The sequence below is a fragment of the Acetobacter oryzoeni genome, assembly GCF_004014775.2.
GTDB lineage: Bacteria > Pseudomonadota > Alphaproteobacteria > Acetobacterales > Acetobacteraceae > Acetobacter > Acetobacter oryzoeni.
Genome location: NZ_CP042808.1, coordinates 1680365 through 1700700 on the forward strand (window position 1 = coordinate 1680365; position 20336 = coordinate 1700700).

General features: G+C 53.9%; 17 protein-coding genes and 1 tRNA gene. 4 read left to right on the plus strand and 14 right to left on the minus strand.

The annotated features are described in order from the left end of the window. Positions 1-131: 131 nt before the first annotated feature. The 5 genes from clpX to EOV40_RS07770 form a co-directional block, all read right to left on the minus strand. Positions 132-1397 carry an ATP-dependent Clp protease ATP-binding subunit ClpX gene (gene clpX, locus EOV40_RS07750; RefSeq protein WP_050820069.1) on the minus strand — a complete coding sequence of 422 codons (1266 nt, stop codon included), beginning with the start codon at positions 1395-1397 and terminating at the stop codon, positions 132-134. 120 nt (positions 1398-1517) lie between these two features. Further along, positions 1518-2180 (minus strand): ATP-dependent Clp protease proteolytic subunit, encoded by a 663-nt coding sequence (locus EOV40_RS07755; RefSeq protein ID WP_014456951.1) that lies wholly within the window; start codon positions 2178-2180, stop codon positions 1518-1520. Between the two features lie 174 nt (positions 2181-2354). Continuing rightward, complete coding sequence (gene tig, locus EOV40_RS07760; RefSeq protein ID WP_087651962.1) at positions 2355-3689, minus strand: trigger factor; 1335 nt, start codon at positions 3687-3689, stop codon at positions 2355-2357. Between the two features lie 89 nt (positions 3690-3778). Next, positions 3779-3863, minus strand: a tRNA-Leu gene (locus EOV40_RS07765). 40 nt (positions 3864-3903) lie between these two features. Next, positions 3904-5379 carry an NAD(P)H-hydrate dehydratase gene (locus EOV40_RS07770; RefSeq protein WP_128105574.1) on the minus strand — a complete coding sequence of 492 codons (1476 nt, stop codon included), beginning with the start codon at positions 5377-5379 and terminating at the stop codon, positions 3904-3906. A gap of 158 nt (positions 5380-5537) precedes the next feature. Here EOV40_RS07770 and EOV40_RS07775 point away from each other — a divergent pair, with 158 nt between their 5' ends. The 3 genes from EOV40_RS07775 (at position 5538) to EOV40_RS07785 (ending at position 9392) form a co-directional block, all read left to right on the plus strand. Then, a complete protein-coding gene (locus EOV40_RS07775) occupies positions 5538-5993 on the plus strand; it encodes a hypothetical protein (protein ID WP_050820072.1) in 456 nt (151 codons plus the stop codon). Between the two features lie 178 nt (positions 5994-6171). Beyond that, a complete protein-coding gene (locus tag EOV40_RS07780; protein WP_128105575.1) occupies positions 6172-8085 on the plus strand; it encodes a DEAD/DEAH box helicase in 1914 nt (637 codons plus the stop codon). Between the two features lie 8 nt (positions 8086-8093). After that, positions 8094-9392 (plus strand): class I SAM-dependent RNA methyltransferase, encoded by a 1299-nt coding sequence (locus tag EOV40_RS07785; RefSeq protein WP_128105576.1) that lies wholly within the window; start codon positions 8094-8096, stop codon positions 9390-9392. Here EOV40_RS07785 and EOV40_RS07790 read toward each other — a convergent pair. The 9 genes from EOV40_RS07790 to EOV40_RS07830 form a co-directional block, all read right to left on the minus strand. After that, complete coding sequence (locus EOV40_RS07790; RefSeq protein WP_050820075.1) at positions 9346-9714, minus strand: HesB/IscA family protein; 369 nt, start codon at positions 9712-9714, stop codon at positions 9346-9348. The two genes, EOV40_RS07785 and EOV40_RS07790, sit on opposite strands and share 47 nt — an antisense overlap. A gap of 26 nt (positions 9715-9740) precedes the next feature. Then, positions 9741-10229, minus strand: coding sequence for an SUF system Fe-S cluster assembly protein (locus EOV40_RS07795; RefSeq protein ID WP_003624097.1), 489 nt, complete (start codon positions 10227-10229; stop codon positions 9741-9743). After that, positions 10216-10668, minus strand: coding sequence for a Fe-S cluster assembly sulfur transfer protein SufU (gene sufU / locus EOV40_RS07800; protein WP_128105577.1), 453 nt, complete (start codon positions 10666-10668; stop codon positions 10216-10218). Before sufU ends, EOV40_RS07795 begins: the two co-directional genes overlap by 14 nt. After that, positions 10665-11912: an aminotransferase class V-fold PLP-dependent enzyme gene (locus EOV40_RS07805; RefSeq protein WP_128105578.1), complete on the minus strand. Its 1248-nt coding sequence runs from the start codon at positions 11910-11912 to the stop codon at positions 10665-10667. Before EOV40_RS07805 ends, sufU begins: the two co-directional genes overlap by 4 nt. Continuing rightward, positions 11912-13174 (minus strand): Fe-S cluster assembly protein SufD, encoded by a 1263-nt coding sequence (gene sufD, locus EOV40_RS07810; RefSeq protein WP_208729319.1) that lies wholly within the window; start codon positions 13172-13174, stop codon positions 11912-11914. Before sufD ends, EOV40_RS07805 begins: the two co-directional genes overlap by 1 nt. 17 nt (positions 13175-13191) lie before the next feature. Next, a complete protein-coding gene (gene sufC, locus EOV40_RS07815; protein WP_003624093.1) occupies positions 13192-13962 on the minus strand; it encodes a Fe-S cluster assembly ATPase SufC in 771 nt (256 codons plus the stop codon). A gap of 13 nt (positions 13963-13975) precedes the next feature. Then, positions 13976-15466, minus strand: coding sequence for a Fe-S cluster assembly protein SufB (gene sufB, locus EOV40_RS07820; protein ID WP_019088378.1), 1491 nt, complete (start codon positions 15464-15466; stop codon positions 13976-13978). A gap of 3 nt (positions 15467-15469) precedes the next feature. Next, positions 15470-15934, minus strand: a complete 465-nt coding sequence (locus EOV40_RS07825) for an SUF system Fe-S cluster assembly regulator (RefSeq protein WP_128105580.1) — start codon at positions 15932-15934, stop codon at positions 15470-15472. A gap of 123 nt (positions 15935-16057) precedes the next feature. Further along, positions 16058-17356 carry a DUF445 domain-containing protein gene (locus tag EOV40_RS07830; protein WP_128105581.1) on the minus strand — a complete coding sequence of 433 codons (1299 nt, stop codon included), beginning with the start codon at positions 17354-17356 and terminating at the stop codon, positions 16058-16060. 170 nt (positions 17357-17526) lie between these two features. Between EOV40_RS07830 and EOV40_RS07835 the strand changes: the two genes are divergently transcribed. After that, positions 17527-20325, plus strand: coding sequence for a phosphoenolpyruvate carboxylase (locus EOV40_RS07835; RefSeq protein ID WP_128105582.1), 2799 nt, complete (start codon positions 17527-17529; stop codon positions 20323-20325). Positions 20326-20336: the final 11 nt, after the last annotated feature.

Genomic DNA, 20336 nt, shown 5'->3' on the forward strand with positions numbered 1-20336 from the left:
AAGAGCCAACGCGATGAAAGCTCCTTAGTCTATCCTTATGTCGTTATTCACAGCGTTTTACACAATGGGACAGTGACAAAAACAGCGCTGGAGCATGTGCCGCCAGCGCTGTTTTGTGAACATTTCCCAACTTAGGCAGATTGTTCTGCCGGGATATCTTTCTTTTTCCCGTAGACATAGACCGGACTGGCCTTGCCTTCCGCAACATCCCGGTTAACCACCACTTCCTCTACATTTTCAAGGCCCGGCAGATCGAACATGGTGGACATCAGGATACTTTCCAGAATGGAGCGTAGCCCGCGTGCACCTGTCTTTCGCACAATAGCGCGATCTGCAATGGCCTTAAGTGCATCATCCGTGAAGTCCAGCTGCACATTTTCCATCTGGAACAAACGCTGATACTGCTTGACCAACGCATTTTTAGGTTCTGTCAGGATCTTGATAAGTGCAGCTTCATCCAGATCACCCAGCGTTGCAATAACTGGCAGACGCCCGATGAATTCTGGAATCAGACCAAACTTCATCAAGTCTTCCGGTTCCACATCGTGCAGGATTTCACCTGTCTTGCGCTCATCTGGAGCACGCACATCAGCACCAAAGCCAATGTTGGTTCCCTTACCACGGGCAGAAATAATCTTGTCCAACCCGGCAAAGGCACCACCACAGATAAACAGCATGTTGGTGGTATCTACCTGCAGGAACTCCTGCTGCGGATGCTTGCGCCCACCCTGCGGAGGCACAGATGCCACAGTGCCTTCCATGAGTTTCAACAGCGCCTGCTGCACACCTTCACCACTAACATCACGCGTGATAGAAGGATTGTCTGACTTTTTGGAAATCTTGTCGATTTCATCAATATAGACAATGCCACGCTGTGCGCGTTCCACATTGTAATCAGACGCCTGCAGCAGCTTGAGAATGATGTTTTCAACATCTTCCCCCACATACCCTGCTTCTGTCAGGGTTGTGGCATCAGCCATTGTAAAAGGCACATCCAGAATACGCGCCAGTGTCTGGGCCAGCAGGGTTTTACCAGAACCGGTGGGGCCAATAAGCAGAATGTTGGATTTTGCAATCTCAACATCACCAGCTTTAGCAACCTGTGTCAGGCGCTTGTAATGGTTATGCACAGCCACAGACAAAACCTTTTTGGCTTCTGCCTGCCCAATGACATAATCATCCAGAACCTTGCAGATTTCCCGCGGTGTAGGCACACCCTCGCGCGATTTAACAAGGGAAGTCTTATTCTCTTCACGGATAATATCCATGCAGAGTTCAACACATTCGTCACAAATGAACACCGTGGGGCCGGCAATCAGCTTGCGAACCTCATGTTGTGACTTTCCACAGAACGAGCAGTAAAGCGTGTTCTTGGAATCACCGGACTTCGTATTCATCAGCCCACTCCCTCGATCATCCCAGGCCCCATCGCACCGAGAGCCGAGTCCCAGAACGTGTGTGCCTGCCTTACGGCAGGCGTCTCCCCTATTGTAACAGGAAGATTACTGTACGCCAGATTAAGGATGACTTTTATCCTTCTTGCCTGTTTCTGTCGCCTTATGGTGGCTGATCACCTCATCCACAATCCCGAAGGACTGAGCTTCCTGAGCGGACATGTAGGTATCACGCTCCAACTTCTGCTCAATTTCCTCCAACGTGCGACCTGTATGTTCACGGTAGATTTCATTCAGCTTCTGGCGAATGATCAGAATTTCGCGCGCCTGAATTTCGATATCACTTGCCTGCCCCTGCGCACCGCCAGAAGGCTGATGCACCATAACGCGGGCATTAGGCAGCGCGAAACGACGCCCCTTTTCTCCCCCAGCCAACAGCAAGGACCCCATAGAGGCTGCCTGCCCGATGCACACCGTGCTTACGGGGCTGCGGATGTACTGCATGGTATCATAAATTGCCAAACCGGCAGAAACCACACCACCCGGGCTGTTGATGTAAAAGGAGATTTCCTTGTTAGGATTCACGCTTTCCAGATACAGAAGCTGCGCGGAAATCAAGGATGCAACCTGATCGTAAACGGGACCAGTCAGGAAGATGATCCGCTCTTGAAGCAGGCGGGAATAGATATCAAACGCCCGCTCACCGCGAGAGGTCTGTTCGACCACCATCGGCACCAGCGCATTGCTGAAAATCTCAACGGGATCACGATCCCTCATACCACTCATTCCCGTATAAAAAACTGAATTAGCCTTTCCTGCCTCCCTGCGCGAACACAAGAAAGCTCAGGCACTCTGGTTCAAGATAGAGATAAAGTGGAAAGATGCCACCCCGGAAAAGAAAAACATGCCCAAAAAGAATGTCCCGCCAGTTCACACTGGCGGGACACGGCCTTTTTCTTATTAGATATTCGCTGGTGGAATATCTGAAAGTTCCTCTGGTGTGACCTCTTTATCGGTCACTTTGGCCAGTTCAATCAGGTAATCGACAACCTTGTTTTCAAAGATCGGCCCCCGGAGAGATTCCGCAGCCTGCGGATTCTTCTGGAAGAATTCGAACACCTGCTTTTCCTGACCGGGGTAGCGCATGGCTTCAGCCCGCACTGCACGGCCCAGTTCATCCGGCGTTACCGTAATGTTGTTCTTACGACCAATTTCAGCCAGAAGCAGACCCAGCTTTACGCGACGTTCCGCAATTTTGCGGTAATCAGCGCGCAGGGTTTCTTCATCTTTGTTCTTGTCTTCGTCATCAAGCTGACCGGACTTACGGTCTTCTTCAACGCGTGCCCAGATCTGGTTGAATTCTGCATCCACCATGCCTTCTGGCGCAGTGAAATCAGTTTTCTTTGCCAGTTCATCGAGCAGTTCGCGCTTGATGCGCAGGCGGGAAAGCTGATCATATTCGCCTTCGATCTGCTTGCGAATCAGATCTTTCAGCTGATCAAGGCTTTCAAAGCCCATCTTCTTGGCCAGTTCATCATCAATCGGCGCATCAACTGGCTTCTTGATCTGCTTGGCTTTGATATCGAAGGTTGCTTCCTTGCCTGCCAGCTCGGTTGCGCCGTAATCTTCGGGGAAAGTTACCGTAATAACTTTTTCTTCACCCGGCTTCATGCCTTCGATCTGCTCAGCAAATCCGGGAATAAAGCCTTCGCCGCCGATTTCAACGTTCACATCTTCAGCGGAACCGCCTTCGAAAGGCACACCGTCGCGCTTACCAACAAAGTCGATAGCAACCACATCACCCTTAGCAACGGGGCGAACTTCTTCCACCACTTCAAAGGTACGACCGCGCTTGGCGATATCTTCCAGCACCTTGTTGATGGCTTCATCGCTCACATTTGCCTTCAGGCGTGTCAGCGCAAGGTCAGACAGATCCGGCACAGCAATTTCTGGCAGAATTTCTGCTTCAACCGTGAATTCCAGATCTTTTCCATCATCGGTCTGACCGGAAACCAGATCTACCTTAGGCTGACCAGCAGGACGAATACCGCGTTCATCAAAAACGTTACGCAGAGCGTCAGATACCGTCTGTTCCAGAACTTCTGCCCACACGCTTTCGCCGTAACGCTGCTTGGCCAGAGAAACAGGCACCTTACCCGGACGGAAGCCCGGCAGGTTCAGGTTTGCTGCAACTTCCTTCAGCCGCGCATCACGCTTGCTGGCAATTTCCGCCGCTGGAACTGTTACGGTAAAACCACGCTTCAGCCCTTCGGAAAGGGTCTCGGTAACCTGCATCGGTCAGGCCTTCCTTTCGGTACAAAACTCAAACACCCGCTACGCAAAGGCCGTCGCGGACCAGGACGGGAGCATGATCGTAAAATAATTGGTACGGGTGGAGGGACTTGAACCCCCACGACTTGCGTCACCAGAACCTAAATCTGGCGTGTCTACCAATTCCACCACACCCGCGCATTAACGTGCTCACCGTCACGAGTTGGGTGGACTTAACTCAAACATTCGCCGACGGCAAGATGCCGATGTGCGAGTTCACCCTCTGTTTCTGCATATGAGCTGCTTTTTCTCGCGCTGCACCCAGATGAAGGTCCAAATCTTCGGCCACAGGCCACGGTCCTGCCTGTCGCCCAGCTTCCCCGTGCAGCCATACACCTGCACATGCAGCCTCCCACGCAGGCATACCAGCAGCCAGTAGGGCTGAAATGACACCAGAAAGTGTATCGCCAGAGCCAGCCGTACCTAATGCAGGGGTTGCATGATTATTGATGGCAAGCCGCCCATCTGGCGCTGCAATCATGGTCGAAGCCCCTTTCAGAACAACCACAGCATTAATTTGCTGAGCCGCCTGCCGGACATGCTCTGGCGGGTTACTGCCAATCGGCCCGAATACGCGGGTAAACTCGCCAATATGCGGCGTTATGACTGCAACACCCTTAAGTTTTTCAGGAGCACCAGCAGAGGCACTTAAAGCCCCAGCATCTGCCAGAATATCTTTTCCTGCTGCCAACAATACAGGCAGTGTGGCCTGCACTTCTGCTTCCGTTAGGCCAGGCCCACAAACCCACACACGGCGACGTTTATCTTCCAATAATGCCGTTAACGGCGCGTCATCTATAATAAGGCCGGGCGCACCCAATTTATAAGCTGCGGCACCTGCCCCAGCAGCCACGCGCACCAAACCAGCACCAGCAGCACGTGCGCCCCCCGCACACAAACGCGTTGCGCCCGGCATGGATTCGCCAGCACAGATACTCACCACGCCGCGCGTATATTTATGACTTTCAGGGCCGGGAATCGGCAAATGCCACAAGCCGGGCTCATTCTGCCATGTTGTTGGTGGCACCTGATCAAGCGCAGTTTGCGGGATTCCGATATCCGCCAGAATCAACCGCCCCAGATATTCCCTGCCGGGATACAGCAAATGCCCCGGCTTGAACCGGCAGAATGTTACTGTCATGACAGCATGTGGAGCATATCCACGCACCAATCCCGTCGCGCCATCCACGCCAGATGGCATATCAACAGCAACGATACGCCGCGCGGCTTGCAAAACTTCAACAGGCAAACCAGCAACATCTCTGCTCAGCCCCGCGCCAAATACGGCATCCACCACCAAATCTGCCCTTGCAGATTCCTGCGCAGAAAACGGCACACGAACACCACGGAATCGGGCCGAGGCTTCTGCTGCCGGGCCACCGGGCTTGGGCGCCACCATTTCCGCCACGGCCACAGGCCAGCCTGCATCGTAAAGATGCCGTGCAACTACGTAGCCATCTCCTCCGTTATTACCGGGGCCACACAGCACCAGCACACGGGCTGGCTTTTCATACCGAAGAATAGCGCGGGCCACGGCGCGGCCAGCATTTTCCATCAATACGGAAACAGGCACTGTTTGCGCCGAAATATGGTCAATTTTCCCCATTTCGTCAGGAGAATAAACGCTCAGAAGTGAAGGATATATTGCTGCCATATCGAGCCTCCGCACACAGAGTAGACGATGATCTGTGCAAATATAGCCCCTTGCGCAGCGTCCGTCCCCTTGGCAATCAGGCAGCAGACAAGCGTTGGACGATTACCCCTTCCCCGCCCCGCGCCTTTTTCCTGCATTAACGCCAAGCGGAGTTCAGCATGCCCCATTCCATTCTCTGGAGCCTTGTTCTCACCCTCCACCTTGTCAGCATCATCCTGTGGATCGGTGGTGGCGCTTATGCCGTTATGATTTTGCGCCCTAGCCTGCGCCTGCTGGATGCAACGCAACGCAATTCCGTGCACCTGCAGACACTAGCCCGCTTTTTTAAGGTTTTAACGCACGTTATTCCCACGGCGCTGATTACCGGCTGGCTGCTGATTATTCATGAAGGTGGATTTGCCAATGCTCCATGGACAACAAACCTCATGCAGCTTTTGGGCATTATCATGGCTGTGCTGTTTGTCATGATGTACACGGGCCCTTACCAGAAAGCCCGGCGCTCCATCCGCCCACAGCCTTCTGTGTTCGACTCCATTCGCTCCCGCGTGTTGCTTATTGTGGCTCTGGGTGTGCTGGCTGTGCTTTCTGCCTGCCTTGGCCATCCTTTTGCCTAAGAAATGCAACACATTCTGGCAAAAACTTGATTTCAGGCCAAAACAGCTTTATCGGAACTAACGCCTGACCGGGTAGATACGTGAATCGGTGCCTCAGTCATTTTGTTGAGGCACCCCGATACGGGCAGGCTCTTCAGCCAGTGCTGACAACAGACAGACCTACGGTTCCGAGAGCAGATTGACAGCTAAAACGCCCGCCTCCCCCCGCAAGACAACAACACGTAGCCGCAAAAAAACGGCTACCCCTGCCCCTGTGAGCGCCGCAGACGCCACGGAAGATACAGGCACAGCAACTGAAGCTCCTGCTGAAAATGCGGTTGTAGCTGAAGCAAAGCCTGCCCCCAAAAAACGTGTTGTAAGACGCCGGAAGCCTAAAGCTGAAAAGGTGGAAAAAGCCGAAGAACCAGCCGCAGCTCCGCAAGAAGCAGAAGCAACGCCAGAAGCTGAAACGCCTGCTCCCGTAGCTGCCACAGCTTCTGCTGTTGAAGTTGTTGAGCAAGCTCCTGAAGTTGCGCCTGAGCCACCTCCTGAAAAGCAGGCTGCCCCGAAGGCTAAAGCCAAAGAAACAGCTGCACCAGAGCCTGCACCTGTTGAAAAAACAGCCGAAATTACGGTTGAAGCAACAGAAGATACCAAGTCTGTCACATTTGCTGACCTCGAACTGTCCGAGCCGATTTTGCGTGCCATTTCGGACATGGGTTACACGCACCCCACCCCTATTCAGGAACAAGCCATTCCGGCCATTCTAATGGCGCGGGATGTTATGGGCGTTGCACAAACGGGAACAGGTAAAACTGCTTCCTTTACACTGCCCATGCTGGAGATTTTGTCCGATTCGCGGGCACGGGCACGTATGCCGCGTTCTCTTATTCTGGAACCCACGCGTGAACTGGCGTTGCAGGTTGCAGAAAACTTTGTGAATTACGGCAAATACCTCAAACTCAACCATGCTCTGCTGATTGGCGGGGAAAGCATGGCAGATCAGAAAGAAGTGCTGAACCGTGGCGTGGATGTGCTGATTGCCACCCCCGGCCGCCTGCTTGATCTGTTTGAACGCGGCGGTTTGCTGCTGAACCACACCAGTATTCTGGTGATTGATGAAGCCGACCGTATGCTGGATATGGGCTTCATTCCTGATATTGAAAAAATTGTCGGGCTGTTGCCACCTAACCGGCAGACACTGCTGTTTTCTGCCACTATGGCGCCTACTATCCGTAAACTGGCAGATGCGTTCCTGCATTCTCCCAAGGAAATTACGGTTGCACGGCAATCTTCTGTCGCCACAACCATTACAACTGGCATTGTGGTGGTGGATGAATACAGCAAGCGGGAAACGCTCCGCCAGTTGCTGAAAGATCCGGCGCTACAAAATGCTATTGTATTCTGCAATCGTAAGCGCGATGTGGATATTCTTACCAAATCACTGGTGAAACATGGCTTTTCTGCCGCTGCGTTGCATGGTGATCTGCCGCAGTCCGTCCGCTTTTCCACACTGGAAAAGTTCAAGAATGATGAACTAAAAGTGCTTGTGTGCTCCGATGTGGCTGCACGCGGCATTGATATTGGTGGCCTTTCCCACGTCTTCAATTTCGATCTGCCCTTCCATGCGGAAGACTACGTGCACCGAATCGGACGTACTGGCCGCGCAGGACGTGAAGGCCACGCCTACAGCATTGCAACGCCGTATGATAAGGCGCTGGCAGAAGCCATTGAGAATCTGACAGGCAAAGAAATTCCGCGCATGGCGCTGGATGGTGTGAAGCAGCTTGAATGGTCTGATGAAAAACGGCCACCAGCAGGGCGTAGCCGTAAACCCCGCACACCTCAGCGGGAACGCGAGAACCCAGCACCTGCAGCGCGTGAACAGCAGCCTGAAGCTAAGCCCCAGCAGCAGGCAGCACGCCCAGAACGTCAGCCCACACGCAACACGCGCTACCAGCGGGATGAAATTCCTCCCGCACCCGGTGGTGACGTGCAAGGCTTTGGCGATATGGTGCCAGCATTCATGCTGCTGCCTCGGCGGAGTTCCGTAAGACCTGCCTCACCGGGAACAGACGCTGCGGCTGAACATGCTGTAGATGCACAGTCCTGAACACGTCTGTGACTGAAACCTACGATACGGACGTTCTTTATCTGGCAACGCAGGGTGATGGGGCCGTGCGTACGCCAGATGGGCGTATGGCCTACATTCCAGAAACCCTTGCTGGTGAGCGTGTTCGTCTGACAAAAAGTTCAGATGGAAAATGGCAGCTTGTTGGGGTGCTTCAGCCTGCACCAGAACGGCAAACACCACCCTGCTCCTTGTTTAAACATTGCGGTGGTTGCACGCTCCAGCATGTAAAGCCTGCTGCTATTTTGCAGTGGAAAGCGGCTACTGTTCAGCACGCTTTGCAAAAGGCCGGTTTTACCAATCTGCCAGTATTTTCTGCCAAGCAGGTACAGCCTCATTCACGCCGCAGAGCAGATCTGGCTGTAAGACGCCAGCCTGATGGCATTATTATTGGGCTTCATGCACGCAACAGCCACGCGGTTACAGATCTTACGAGCTGCGTTGTATTGCACCCCGATATTCTGGCTGCCCTGCCTGCTTTCCGCACCACGCTCCGCAGCTTAAATGCCATTCGGCGTGAAGCCAATTTGCATATCAATTTGCTGGATTCCGGGCTGGATGTTCTGTTGCAAACGGATGGACCTCTAACTGCACCAGATCGTGTTCGTTTAGCGCAATTAGCTACAGAGCAGCATATTCCGCGCATCAGTTGGCAGCTGATCAAAGATACAGGGTTGCCGGAAGTTGCGGCACAATCGGGCTCTGTTGTTCAGACAATCGCTTCTCACCAGATTACGCCGCCTGCCGGAACTTTTTTCCAAGCAACGCGTGAGAGCGAAATATATATTCAAGATGCCGTTGTAAAAAGCCTGCCGACCAAGCTGAACCGTCGGGATATTATTACCGAGCTTTATGCTGGCTGCGGCACCCTTACCTTCCCGTTGGCAGAACGTGCCCGCGTAAACGCTTACGAAGGTTATGCTCCTGCCCTAGACGCCTTAAAAAAGGCGACTGGCGGCACACGTATCAGCGCATTCTGCCGAGATCTGAACCATCAGCCTCTTCTGGCTAAGGAAATAGCAGCCTCTGCTGTGGTTGTGCTGGATCCCCCACATGCAGGGGTAAAGCTGCAAATGCGCCAGATTGCGCGAGGGTTACCAAACCACATTGTTTACGTAAGCTGTAACCCGGCAGCCTTGGCGCAGGATGCAAGCCTGCTGGCCAAAGCCGGATATACGGTGGAAAATGTAACTGTAATTGACCAGTTTTTATGGTCTGCAGAAATTGAAGCTGTTTGCAGCTTCAAACGTGAAAGCTCTCGCCGCAGCCGCAACGGCCTTTCTCGTTAGGGTTAGCAAACACAAACCCTGCTTCCAGATCACCCTCCTGATAATCCATTTCAGAACCAATCAGGTAAAGCGTGGCTTTGCGATCCACCAGCAGGGTTACGCCGTGGTCTTTCACCACTTCGTCCCCTTCACCCGGCGCATCCACAAACTGCATGTCATATGCTTTGCCAGAGCAGCCTTTGGTGCTGACAGAAATGCGTAGCAACTGGCCTGCGTGTGCTGTGGCATATAAATGCTGCAACCGATCTGCCGCAGCCTGAGACACCCGCATAAGAGGAGGAAGCTCCCGCTTTACGGGAGCCGCAGCCGTTTTCTGAGACATTTTATACCCTCACCTGAGTTCGCGGTTCAGAACATGTTCAGCGCAAGACGGGCTTCATCACTCATACGCGACATATCCCACGGCGGATCCCACACCACTTCTACTTCGGCAGATTTCACGCCCGGCACTTTTTCTACTGCTTCCTTTACCTGCACAGGTAGTTCCTGCGCACTGGGGCAGTTGGGGGCTGTTAGTGTCATTTCAATACGCACGCGGCCATCATCATACAGATCAATCGCGTAAATCAGGCCGAGTTCGTAAATGTTTACCGGAATTTCCGGGTCATGCACTGTGGCAATCGCCTCAATAACCGCATCTTCCGAAACAGCACCGGCAGCCGGAGGCTTGGCAGATTGTTCTGCCCCTTCATCCGGTGTCCAGCTTTCTACTTTTCCGGCTTCATCTCCGGCAGGCGCATGGTCAGCATGCAGCACATCGGCAGAAGCCTCTGCTGTTTTAGCTTCCTTTTCTACCTCTGGCAGAACGGGAGCATGCACGTCTTCAGACGTCGGCATGAGAAAGCGCCTCCTTTAACGCAATCCAAGGCAGTTCGGCACATCGTATCCGTGCCTTGTGAGACCGCAGAGGCTGGAAAACCTCTAACGGCCCTAATGAAGTATCAGCCGTTGCCGCAGGAGAAGCTTCCCCCACCAGCATCGCAGAAAACCGACCAGATAAGCTGACAGCTTGCTCAACATCCAAACCAGAAACCTGCTGCGCCATTAAGTCAGCCGCTGCTGCGCAAATGGCGCACCCTCGTGTGGTATGGCGCACACTTTGGATATGGGTTGCATCTAGCGCGATATCCACCCGTGTTTTATCCCCACACATGGGGTTTTTGCCTTCACCCTGTACGGAAGGTGCTTCCAGCTTGCCTGCGTATTGTGGAGCGCGTGCACGCTCTACAATCACACGGTCATACAGGGCATCAGAATCCGGCACAGTTTGTGTCACACAAAAAATTCCCGGATACGCACCAACGTACCGGCAAGTGCATCTATTTCTTCCTGCACGGTATAAATACCAAAGCTGGCGCGTGCTGTGGCGGTTAAACCCAAGCGGCGCATAAGCGGTTCTGCACAATGGTGGCCCGCACGCACGGCAATACCGTTACGATCCAACAAAGTGGCAATATCGTGCGGGTGCACATCTGCCATGGTGAAGGAAATAACGCCGCCGCGCTCTTTAGGGTGCCCAACTACGTTTAGCCCCGGCACAGTCGCCAGACGCTCCAGCGCATAGGTCGTCAAAGCCTGTTCATGTGCCGCAATGGCATCAAAACCAAACTTTTCCACCCATTCAATGGCAGCACCCAAGCCAATAGCTTCTACAATTGCAGGAGTACCAGCTTCAAACTTATGCGGAACATTGGCCCACGTGGATTTTTCAAACGTCACGGTGGAGATCATATCTCCCCCGCCCATGAACGGCGGCATATCTTCGAGCAGTGCACGCCGCGCCCACAAAACGCCAATGCCGGTTGGGCCATACAGCTTATGCCCGGTAAAGGTGTAAAAATCCGCCCCCAGAGCCTGCACATCGGTACGATGATGCACGACCGCCTGGCTCCCATCAAACAGCACCAGCGCTCCGGCTGCATGCGCCATATCGGCAATTTGGCGCGCTGGCGTAATGGTGCCCAGCACGTTGGACATGTGGGTGATGGCAACAAGCGCCACCTTGCCATCAGACAAAAGCTGGCCGAACGCTTCCATATCCAGATCACCGGCATCAGTAATCGGGGCTATGCGCAGCTCAATACCCATACGGTCACGCAGCATCTGCCATGGCACCAGATTGGCGTGGTGCTCCATTTCGGAAATAACCACAGCCTGTCCCGGCGTAAGCAGAGAGCCAAAGGAATACGCAACCAGATTGATGGCTTCTGTGCTGTTACGGGTGAAAACAATTTCTTCCCGCGAAGGTGCGTTCAAAAAGCCCGCAACTTGACCCCTCACAGCTTCGTAAGCCTCGGTCGCACGTTCACTCAGCCAATACAGGCCGCGGTGAATGTTAGCATACTGATGGTGCATGGTATGCACCATGGCATTGATAACAGCATCCGGCTTTTGGGCCGAAGCAGCGCTATCCAGAAACACCAGCGGGCGATCGTGCACTTTTTCCGACAAGATAGGAAACTGCTTACGAATAGCAGCCAGATCCAGCCCGGATGTGTCTGTAATAGAAGGATGAGACATTACGCGGCCTTCCTTTCAGCAGAAAAACGGATTGCCAGCATGGCGCGGCAGTATTCCTGCGCCGTTTCATCTTCAATCAGAGAAAGAGCTTCATCCAGAAACGCTGCAATCAGGATATGGCGGGCCTGTGCCTCTGGCACACCACGGCTGCGCATATAAAACAGTTGATCATCATCCAGCGCACCCACGGTTGCCCCGTGGCTGCAGCGCACGTCATCCGCGTAGATTTCAAGCTCAGGCTTTGCATCAATTTCTGCGTTTTCAGAAAGCAGCAATGCCTGATTCATCTGGTAGCCATCGGTTTTCTGGGCAACCTGCTCAACCAGCACCTTGCCTTGGAAAACACCCCGCGCATGACCATCCAGCACATTGCGCACAGTCTGGCGGGAAATGCAGTCCGAAGCAGCATGGGTGATGACGCTGGTAATATCCCCTACCTGATGTTCGGCAAGATTTTGCGCACCATTCACATGCAACTGAGCATGTGGCGCATTCAACCGCGCATGCACTTCATGCCGAGACAACAGGCTACCCAAACCAAGGGCAAAGCTATTGTAAACGCCATGCCCAGCAACCTGCACATAGGTTGTTGCCAGCGCTATGGCCTGCGGGCCTTCGGCCTGCAAAGTGGTATGGTAGAGTTTGGCGCTTTCCCCCACAGTTACTTCCGTAACCGGATTATGGAAATACGCTCCAACGCCAGCGCTGAGTGACAGCAAGGAAAGATGTGCCCCTTCTTCCAGCACCACGCTATGGCGTGGATGGAAAGAAATGGCAGTATCCCCGGCAACACCCAAGGAGATCAGGAGCACACGCCCTGCATCCGCACCTTTGGCAACGTGCAATATCGCCCCATCATCCACCAAAGCCGTGTTCAGCGCGACAAGGGGATCTCTGTCCGGGCTGGCCTGCACATCTGATGTCAGGCTCTTTTGGCTGAAAAAGGAAACATCCACACCTTCAGGCAGAAGGCTAAGATCTTTTACAAACCGGCCATTTACAAACACAATGCGCGGCAGAGATTGCACGGCATCATGCTGGCTAAGCAGGTTATCCAGCAGGCTTTTTGCCTGCGCTGCATCATATTGCGCTGGTGGGGCCTGAAACTCCTGTGCCGACAACGGGCGCAGGCTGGTATATTTCCATGCCTCTACATGCCTGTCTGGCAGGCCGGTTCTGAGCAGTGCGCCAATGGCTGCTTGCCGCTCTGCCCCCTCAACATCGTTCAGGCGTTGCGCGAACGAAGACAGAGGGCCGCTCATATCTTTGCTGATCGCGTTCACGCCGCCTCCGCCAGAAACTTGGTGTAGCCTTCCTGATCAATTCTCTTGGCCAGTTCTGGCCCACCAGACAAAATGATCCGCCCTTTGGCCATAACGTGAATGCGGTCTGGCACCAGATAATCCAGCAGCTTCTGATGATGCGTAATAACCAGAGCAGAGAAATCTGGTGAGCGCAGACGGTTCACCCCCTCCGCCACAATACGCAGGGCATCCACATCCAGCCCGCTATCGGTTTCATCCAGAATGGCAAAGGAGGGCTGAAGAAGTGTCATCTGCAACACTTCATTGCGCTTCTTTTCACCGCCAGAGAAACCGACATTGACGTTACGCTTGAGCATATCCGGCGCCATGGAGAGAGACTTGGCTGCCTCACGCGCCATTTTCAGGAACGCAACAGCATCCAGTTCTTCTAGCCCACGGGCGCGACGCACGGCATTAACCGCCGTACGCAGGAAGTTGGCGTTATTTACACCCGGCAATTCAATAGGAGACTGGAAGGCCAGAAACAGGCCAGCTGCAGCACGTTCTTCCGGCTCCATAGCCAGCAGATCCTGCCCCTTGAAGGTGACAGAGCCAGCCGTAACTTCATAATCCTCACGCCCGGCCAGAACATAGGAAAGGGTGGATTTGCCGCACCCGTTTGGCCCCATAATGGCATGCACTTCACCCGGTGGGATGGTGAGATCCACACCACGGAGGATCTGCTTTTCCTGCCCATCGGCATCAATCCGGGCGCACAGACCGGAAATTTCCAAAAACTGGCTCATGTTCTGTACTCCCTTAACCTACGCTGCCTTCAAGGCTGATCTGCAACAGTTTCTGTGCTTCTACAGCAAATTCCATGGGCAGTTCCTTAAGAACATCCCGGCAGAAACCGTTTACAATCAGCCCAACCGCGTCTTCTTCAGACAGGCCGCGCTGGCGACAATAAAAAAGCTGATCTTCTGAAATCTTGGATGTTGTGGCTTCGTGCTCAATACGCGCTGCCATGTTCCGGCTTTCGATATACGGCACAGTATGCGCGCCGCATTCATCACCAATCAGCAAACTATCGCACTGGGTGAAGTTACGTGCGCCAGAAGCCTTGGGCTGCACGCGCACCAGACCGCGATATGTGCTGTCTGACCGCCCTGCACTGATTGTTTTGGCAATGATAGTAGAACGGGTATTGCGCCCGATATGGATCATCTTCGTGCCTGTATCTGCCTGCTGGCAGTTGTTGGTAACAGCCACGGAATAGAATTCACCCACAGATCCATCACCCTGCAGAATGCAGGATGGATACTTCCATGTAATAGCAGAACCTGTTTCTACCTGTGTCCAGGAAATTTTGGAGCGTGCCCCACGGCATGCGCCACGCTTGGTCACAAAGTTGTAGATACCGCCGCGCCCTTCGGAATCACCGGGGTACCAGTTCTGCACCGTGGAGTATTTGATGGAGGCATCTTCCATCGCCACCAGTTCTACCACTGCGGCATGAAGCTGGTTTTCATCCCGCATGGGGGCTGTGCAGCCTTCTAGATAGGAAACCGAAGCTCCATCTTCCACCACAATCAGGGTGCGTTCAAACTGCCCTGTGTTGCGCGCATTGATACGGAAATACGTGGAAAGCTCCATTGGGCAACGCACCCCTTTGGGCACGTAAACAAAGGAACCATCCGTAAACACGGCAGAGTTCAGTGCGGCATAAAAGTTATCTGCCACCGGCACCACGCTGCCGAGATATTTCCGCACCAGCTCAGGGTGTTCCTGCACGGCTTCAGAAATCGGGCAGAAGATCACGCCCGCTTCTTCCAGCGTTTTGCGGAAGGTGGTGACAACAGAAACACTGTCAAACACCGCATCCACAGCAACGGGCGGCCGCGCTGTTTCACCTTCAGGCAATTCCACACCAGCCAGCAGTGCCTGCTCATGTAGGGGAATACCCAGTTTTTCGTAGGTTCTCAGAAGTTCCGGATCAACCTCATCCAGAGATTTCGGGCCTTCTTTCTTACGCGGGGCGGCATAGTAATGCGCATCCTGATAATCAATCGGCGGGTAAGAAACCTTGGCCCACGTAGGTTCCTTCATGGACTGCCATTTGCGGAACGCCGTCAGCCGCCATTCCAAAAGCCATTCAGGTTCGTTCTTACGCGCAGAAATCAGACGTACGATGTCCTCATTCAACCCTTTCGGGGCGAGGTCCATCTGAATATCTGTTTCAAAGCCCCACTTGTAGGTGGACTGGCCGAGCTTTTCGACCGCTTCGCGGGTTTCAGTAACTGCCGGCATGGTTCAGATCCCCTCACGTGGCATAGCAGCGCTGGGCTGCACATTGGATCGTGGCATGTTTGAAAAACACGATGCCTTGCTGCGCATGCTTTCCAAGGAAATACCCTCCAACGTGGTTCGTATGGCCTGATTGATGGTATCCCAGCTGCCACACAGACCACACGACACGCCGGTATCACACTCTCCGCCATCTACACAGGCTGTGAGCGCAATCTTGCCATCTACGGCTGTAATAACACTGGCTACAGAAATATCTACCAACGGTCTGGCAAGGCGGTATCCGCCCTTTGCCCCACGCTGGGAAAGCACAAACCCATGCGCAGAGAGCACCTTGAGCACCTTGGCCACCGTTGGCTCTGGCACCCCTGTAATGGCTGCAAGTGTTGGAGACGTAACAACGCCGGCCTGTTCACCCAGTTTCACCAAGATGACGATTGCATAATCCGCCAGGCGGGAAAGTTTCAGCATTATCTGCCCTTGACCCAATTAAAGACCTGAGCGGTCCTGTTTCGGATACATGGCGACACACTGCTCTTGCGTCAACCCAAAACAAGCAGACAAAAGCATCCATCGCAAACGTGATCGGCTGCCCTACTGTGCGTTCAGCCCAAACAGAAGCCGCAATACGGCAAACAGCAATGCCCCCACCCCAAAGCCGACAAGGGTGCCATTAAACCGGATAAACTGCAGGTCCTTACCAACCCGAAGCTCCAGTTTTTCAGCTATTTCAACAGCATTCCAGCTTGAAACCACGCGCGCAATAAACTCTGCCATACGTTCCCGCATGAAGGGGAGCATCTTTAGAACCGTGCGGTTTACGCTATCCATAATCCGCTGCCGCATGTTCTGATCATAGCGCATCTGGGCAGCCATGCGTTCAAGTGCATCCTGCACCACAGATGCAATGCGCCCTTCCGGGTCTTCCACATCGGCTTCCACCATACGGCGGAAGCGCTGCCAGATATCTCCCCACCAGCCCACAACACTTTCATGGGAGAGCACGCCCATGATGGTTTGAGAAAACTCTTTGCCCTTTTCCGGGTCTGTTTCTATGCGATCAATCTGGCCACGCACCCAACTGGTAAAGCCTTCGCGGATGCTGGAGTTCTGTGGATCGATTCGCTCAAGCTCCTTGGCTGCTGCCAACAGAACCTTGGTAGCAATGGAACCACCTATGGCCCACCCGAGTAAACGCCCACCCTGCTCACGCACGCGCTCTTCAATCATCTGGCGCAATGCGCCTTCCTTGGATTGTAACGCATCTTTGATCTGCTCAAGCAGGAAGGAGAGCACTTCCTGATGCTTATCATCATCCACAAGGCTACGCAGGGCCCGTGCGATAATAGGCGCCAGATTACTGCCCCCCAATAGCTTGGGCATAATACGGGCAACGGCATTACTGGCGCGGCCATCTTCCAGCCTGTCCAGCATCTGCGGCAAGGAGCGTGTGATTGATTTTACCAAGGCATCCCGCGTGCCGGGGTCATCCAGCATATCCGCCAGAAAAGCTGGCAGATCCACCTGCCCCAATACACGCTCAACTTCCTTTTGGGTAAACACCTGCCCAGCAACAAACCGCCCCAGCGCTCGGCCAAGCCTATCCTTTTGCGCGGGCAGAATAGCAGTATGCGGGATAGGAAGCCCCATAGGCCTACGAAACAGCGCAACCACGGCAAACCAGTCTGCCAAGCCGCCTACAACACCGGCACGCGCTCCGGCACGCAGCATTTCCAGCCAGAATCCATCCCTCACCCAGCCGGCAGCGGGCGCTGCGTAACCCAGCACCGTTACCCCAGCCATAAGGCCAACCAGCCCCGTAGCTGCATTCTTGTATCGCCGCAGTGTCTGGCGGGCAGCGAAATCCGCGTCCTGATGGGGATGAGATGTCATAACTCACTCAATAGCACTGTGCGCAAACACCCCCAAGAGTGCGTGAGCTGGTTGCATACAAAACATAGACGTGAAAAGTTGTTCATCACTCTTTTCAAGCTATTTCGTTGTTATTTCGATTCATTCCGGCTTTATAACTGTTCTATTACAGGAACCTTCAGGACGCCCTTATGACTATGGATAACACATCTTCTCTTTCCCGTTTGGACAGTATCCTTGCGTCCGCTACTGCTCACCCAGATGCCGGCACAGCAGCTGAAGGCACAAATCCTGTAATGGGCATTGCGCTCCGGCTTGGAGAAGCTTTGGACCGCAAGGAAATCTCGCAAACAGATATTGTGAGCCTGGTGCAAAAGCTGCGTGATGAAGCCTTTTTGGCGCGCGCTCGTAAGCTGCATCGCTACGTAGGTGGCGCGACACTTGAAGCCACCAAAGAGAAGCTCCGTAATGTCGCGCGTGCGATAGCCGAAGCATGCCCTACCGGTTCTTTTGCAGAGTATCAGGCACGCATCTCCGCTATTCAATTTGCTGCGGTTTTTACTGCGCACCCCACGTTTGCCCTGAGCAATCCTGTGTATGCGGCTTTGGCAGAAAGTGCTTCTCAAGCCATTCCCCCGCAGGAAGCGCCATTTTTTGAAACGCACAGACGCGCAGCCCCACCCACGCTGGAAGAAGAATTTACACTGGCCGCGCAAGCCATCACCCGTGCGCGGGATGCCATGGATCTGCTGGCCACAGCCCTGCTGGAAGAAGCCGCCACACGCTGGCCGCAAGAATGGACAAGCCTGAAGCCCTGCCCGGTTATTGCCACCAGTTGGGTGGGCTATGATACCGATGGCCGCACAGATATTGGCTGGTGGGATACCCTGCGCCTGCGGCTGCGCATGAAGCTGTTCCAACTGATGCGGTTGGAAAGCCAGATCATGCATGAAGGCTTACTGGCGCCAGAGCTAACAGAAAAACTGCAACGGGCCATTGCCTGCGTAAAGGAACAGATCAGCGCCGTTCCTGCTGGCCCCAGTGATGCCCAGGCTGTTGCGCATTTTGCAAAACTTCTGGTTTCTCAGCGCAACACCGCGCTCACACATGCTGCGGAATTGGATGGCCTGCTTAAAACCGCTATCAAGAGCGCGCCGCCTTCTGCACGCATTCCACTGGCTGTTGCCCGGGCAGGCTTTCTGGCGCATGGACTGGGGTTGGCCCATACGCATGTGCGGCTCAATGCCTCCCAGATACACAACTTCGTCCGCCAGAAGCTGAACCTGCTGGATGACCCCAACAATCCGGCCCATCGCCGGGCATTGCTGAACCAGATTAACGAAGCGCTGGAAGCTGTAACGCCTGTTCCTGTGGACTTTGGCGCGCTGCTGAGCGATCCTTCCAGTGCCGGACGGCTGATGATGACCATTGCGCAGATGGTCAAATTTATCGATTCCGATACGCCTGTCCGCTTCCTGATTGCAGAAACAGAAACCGGTTACACGTTACTCTCGGCCCTATGGGTGGCCTCCTGCTTTGGCGTGGCAGATAAAATTGAAATCTCGCCACTGTTTGAAACAGAAGATGCGCTCATGAACGGTGAGCACATTGTGGAAGAAGCCCTGCGCTCTCCTGCATGGCGTGCGTATATCCGCCGTATTGGCCGCATCTGCTTCCAGTTCGGATATTCCGATTCTGGCCGATATGTTGGCCAGTTGGCCGCAACGTACCTGATAGAGCGCCTGCGCCTGCGTATTCATGATCTGCTGGTGCGGTGGGACATGCAGGATATCACCGTGGTGTTTTTTGATACGCATGGTGAAAGCATCGGCCGTGGTGCCCACCCTTTCCGTATGGCAGATCGGCTGGATTACCTTTCTCCATCGCATGTGCGTGCACGGTTTAAAACCACAGGCATTGCCTGCCGTGAGGAAACGGCTTTTCAGGGTGGTGATGGTTATCTGCTGTTTGGCACGCCAGAACTGGCAGGCGCTACGCTGGCCACCATTGCAGAAAACCTGTTTCTGCCCTTACAGCAGGAAGAAGACCCGATTTATGATCAGCCCGATTTTTCGGCCGATTTCTTCTCCAGCATTAGTGAGGGCATGAAAAAACTGGTGGAAGACCCCGGTTATGCCGCGCTGTTGGGGGCTTTCGGTCCATCGCTTATTGATAGAACCGGTTCTCGCCCCCCTGCACGTCAAAGTGCAGAAAGTGCAACCCACAAGCGTATTACTCACCCAAGCCAGCTACGCGCCATCCCCAACAACGCCATTCTTCAGCAGTTAGGATGGTGCGCCAACACCTTGCAGGGCTTAGGGGCTGCCGTACGCCGCCACCCAGAAACCTTTGAAACATTCCGCACATCCAGCCCGCGCTTTCATCGTGCTCTGGATTTTGCCCAGCATGGCCTTACCTGCTCGGATGATAAGGTTTTGAAAAGTGTTGTCTGTTTGCTGGACCCCGGCTTCTGGCTCGACCGCGCCACAGAGGAAAAAACACCAGCGCGCCGGAAGGCTTTTCTCTCCCTGATGCAGGATCTGGAAAAGCTTGATCTATCTGCCGAGTTGCTCACCATGTTCCGCCGTATTCAGGCCGACCATCTTGCGTTGAGAGAAGCGTGGAAACATGCACCACGCACGGAACCACAGATCCGCCTTCTACATGCCATTCGTATCATGCTTATTGAGCAGATATGGCTGCTGGCATGCCGCGTGCCCTTCTTTATGCCGCGTGGTGGCTTTAACCATGACGTCATGATGCAACACATACTGTGCCTGGATATTCCGGCAGTGTTGGAAGAACTTGAGCATATCTTCCCCACCAGCACAGGCCCAACTAACCTTGATTTTCATGAACCACGTGGCCCGCGCGAAGAAGGTATTTACGAGCGCGAACACAGAGACATCTTTGTGCCAATGCAACAGATGTTCGAGCTTATTCGGGAAATTAGCGTCGCCATCATGCACAACATTGGGGCATTTGGCTAAGGCACTTTTGC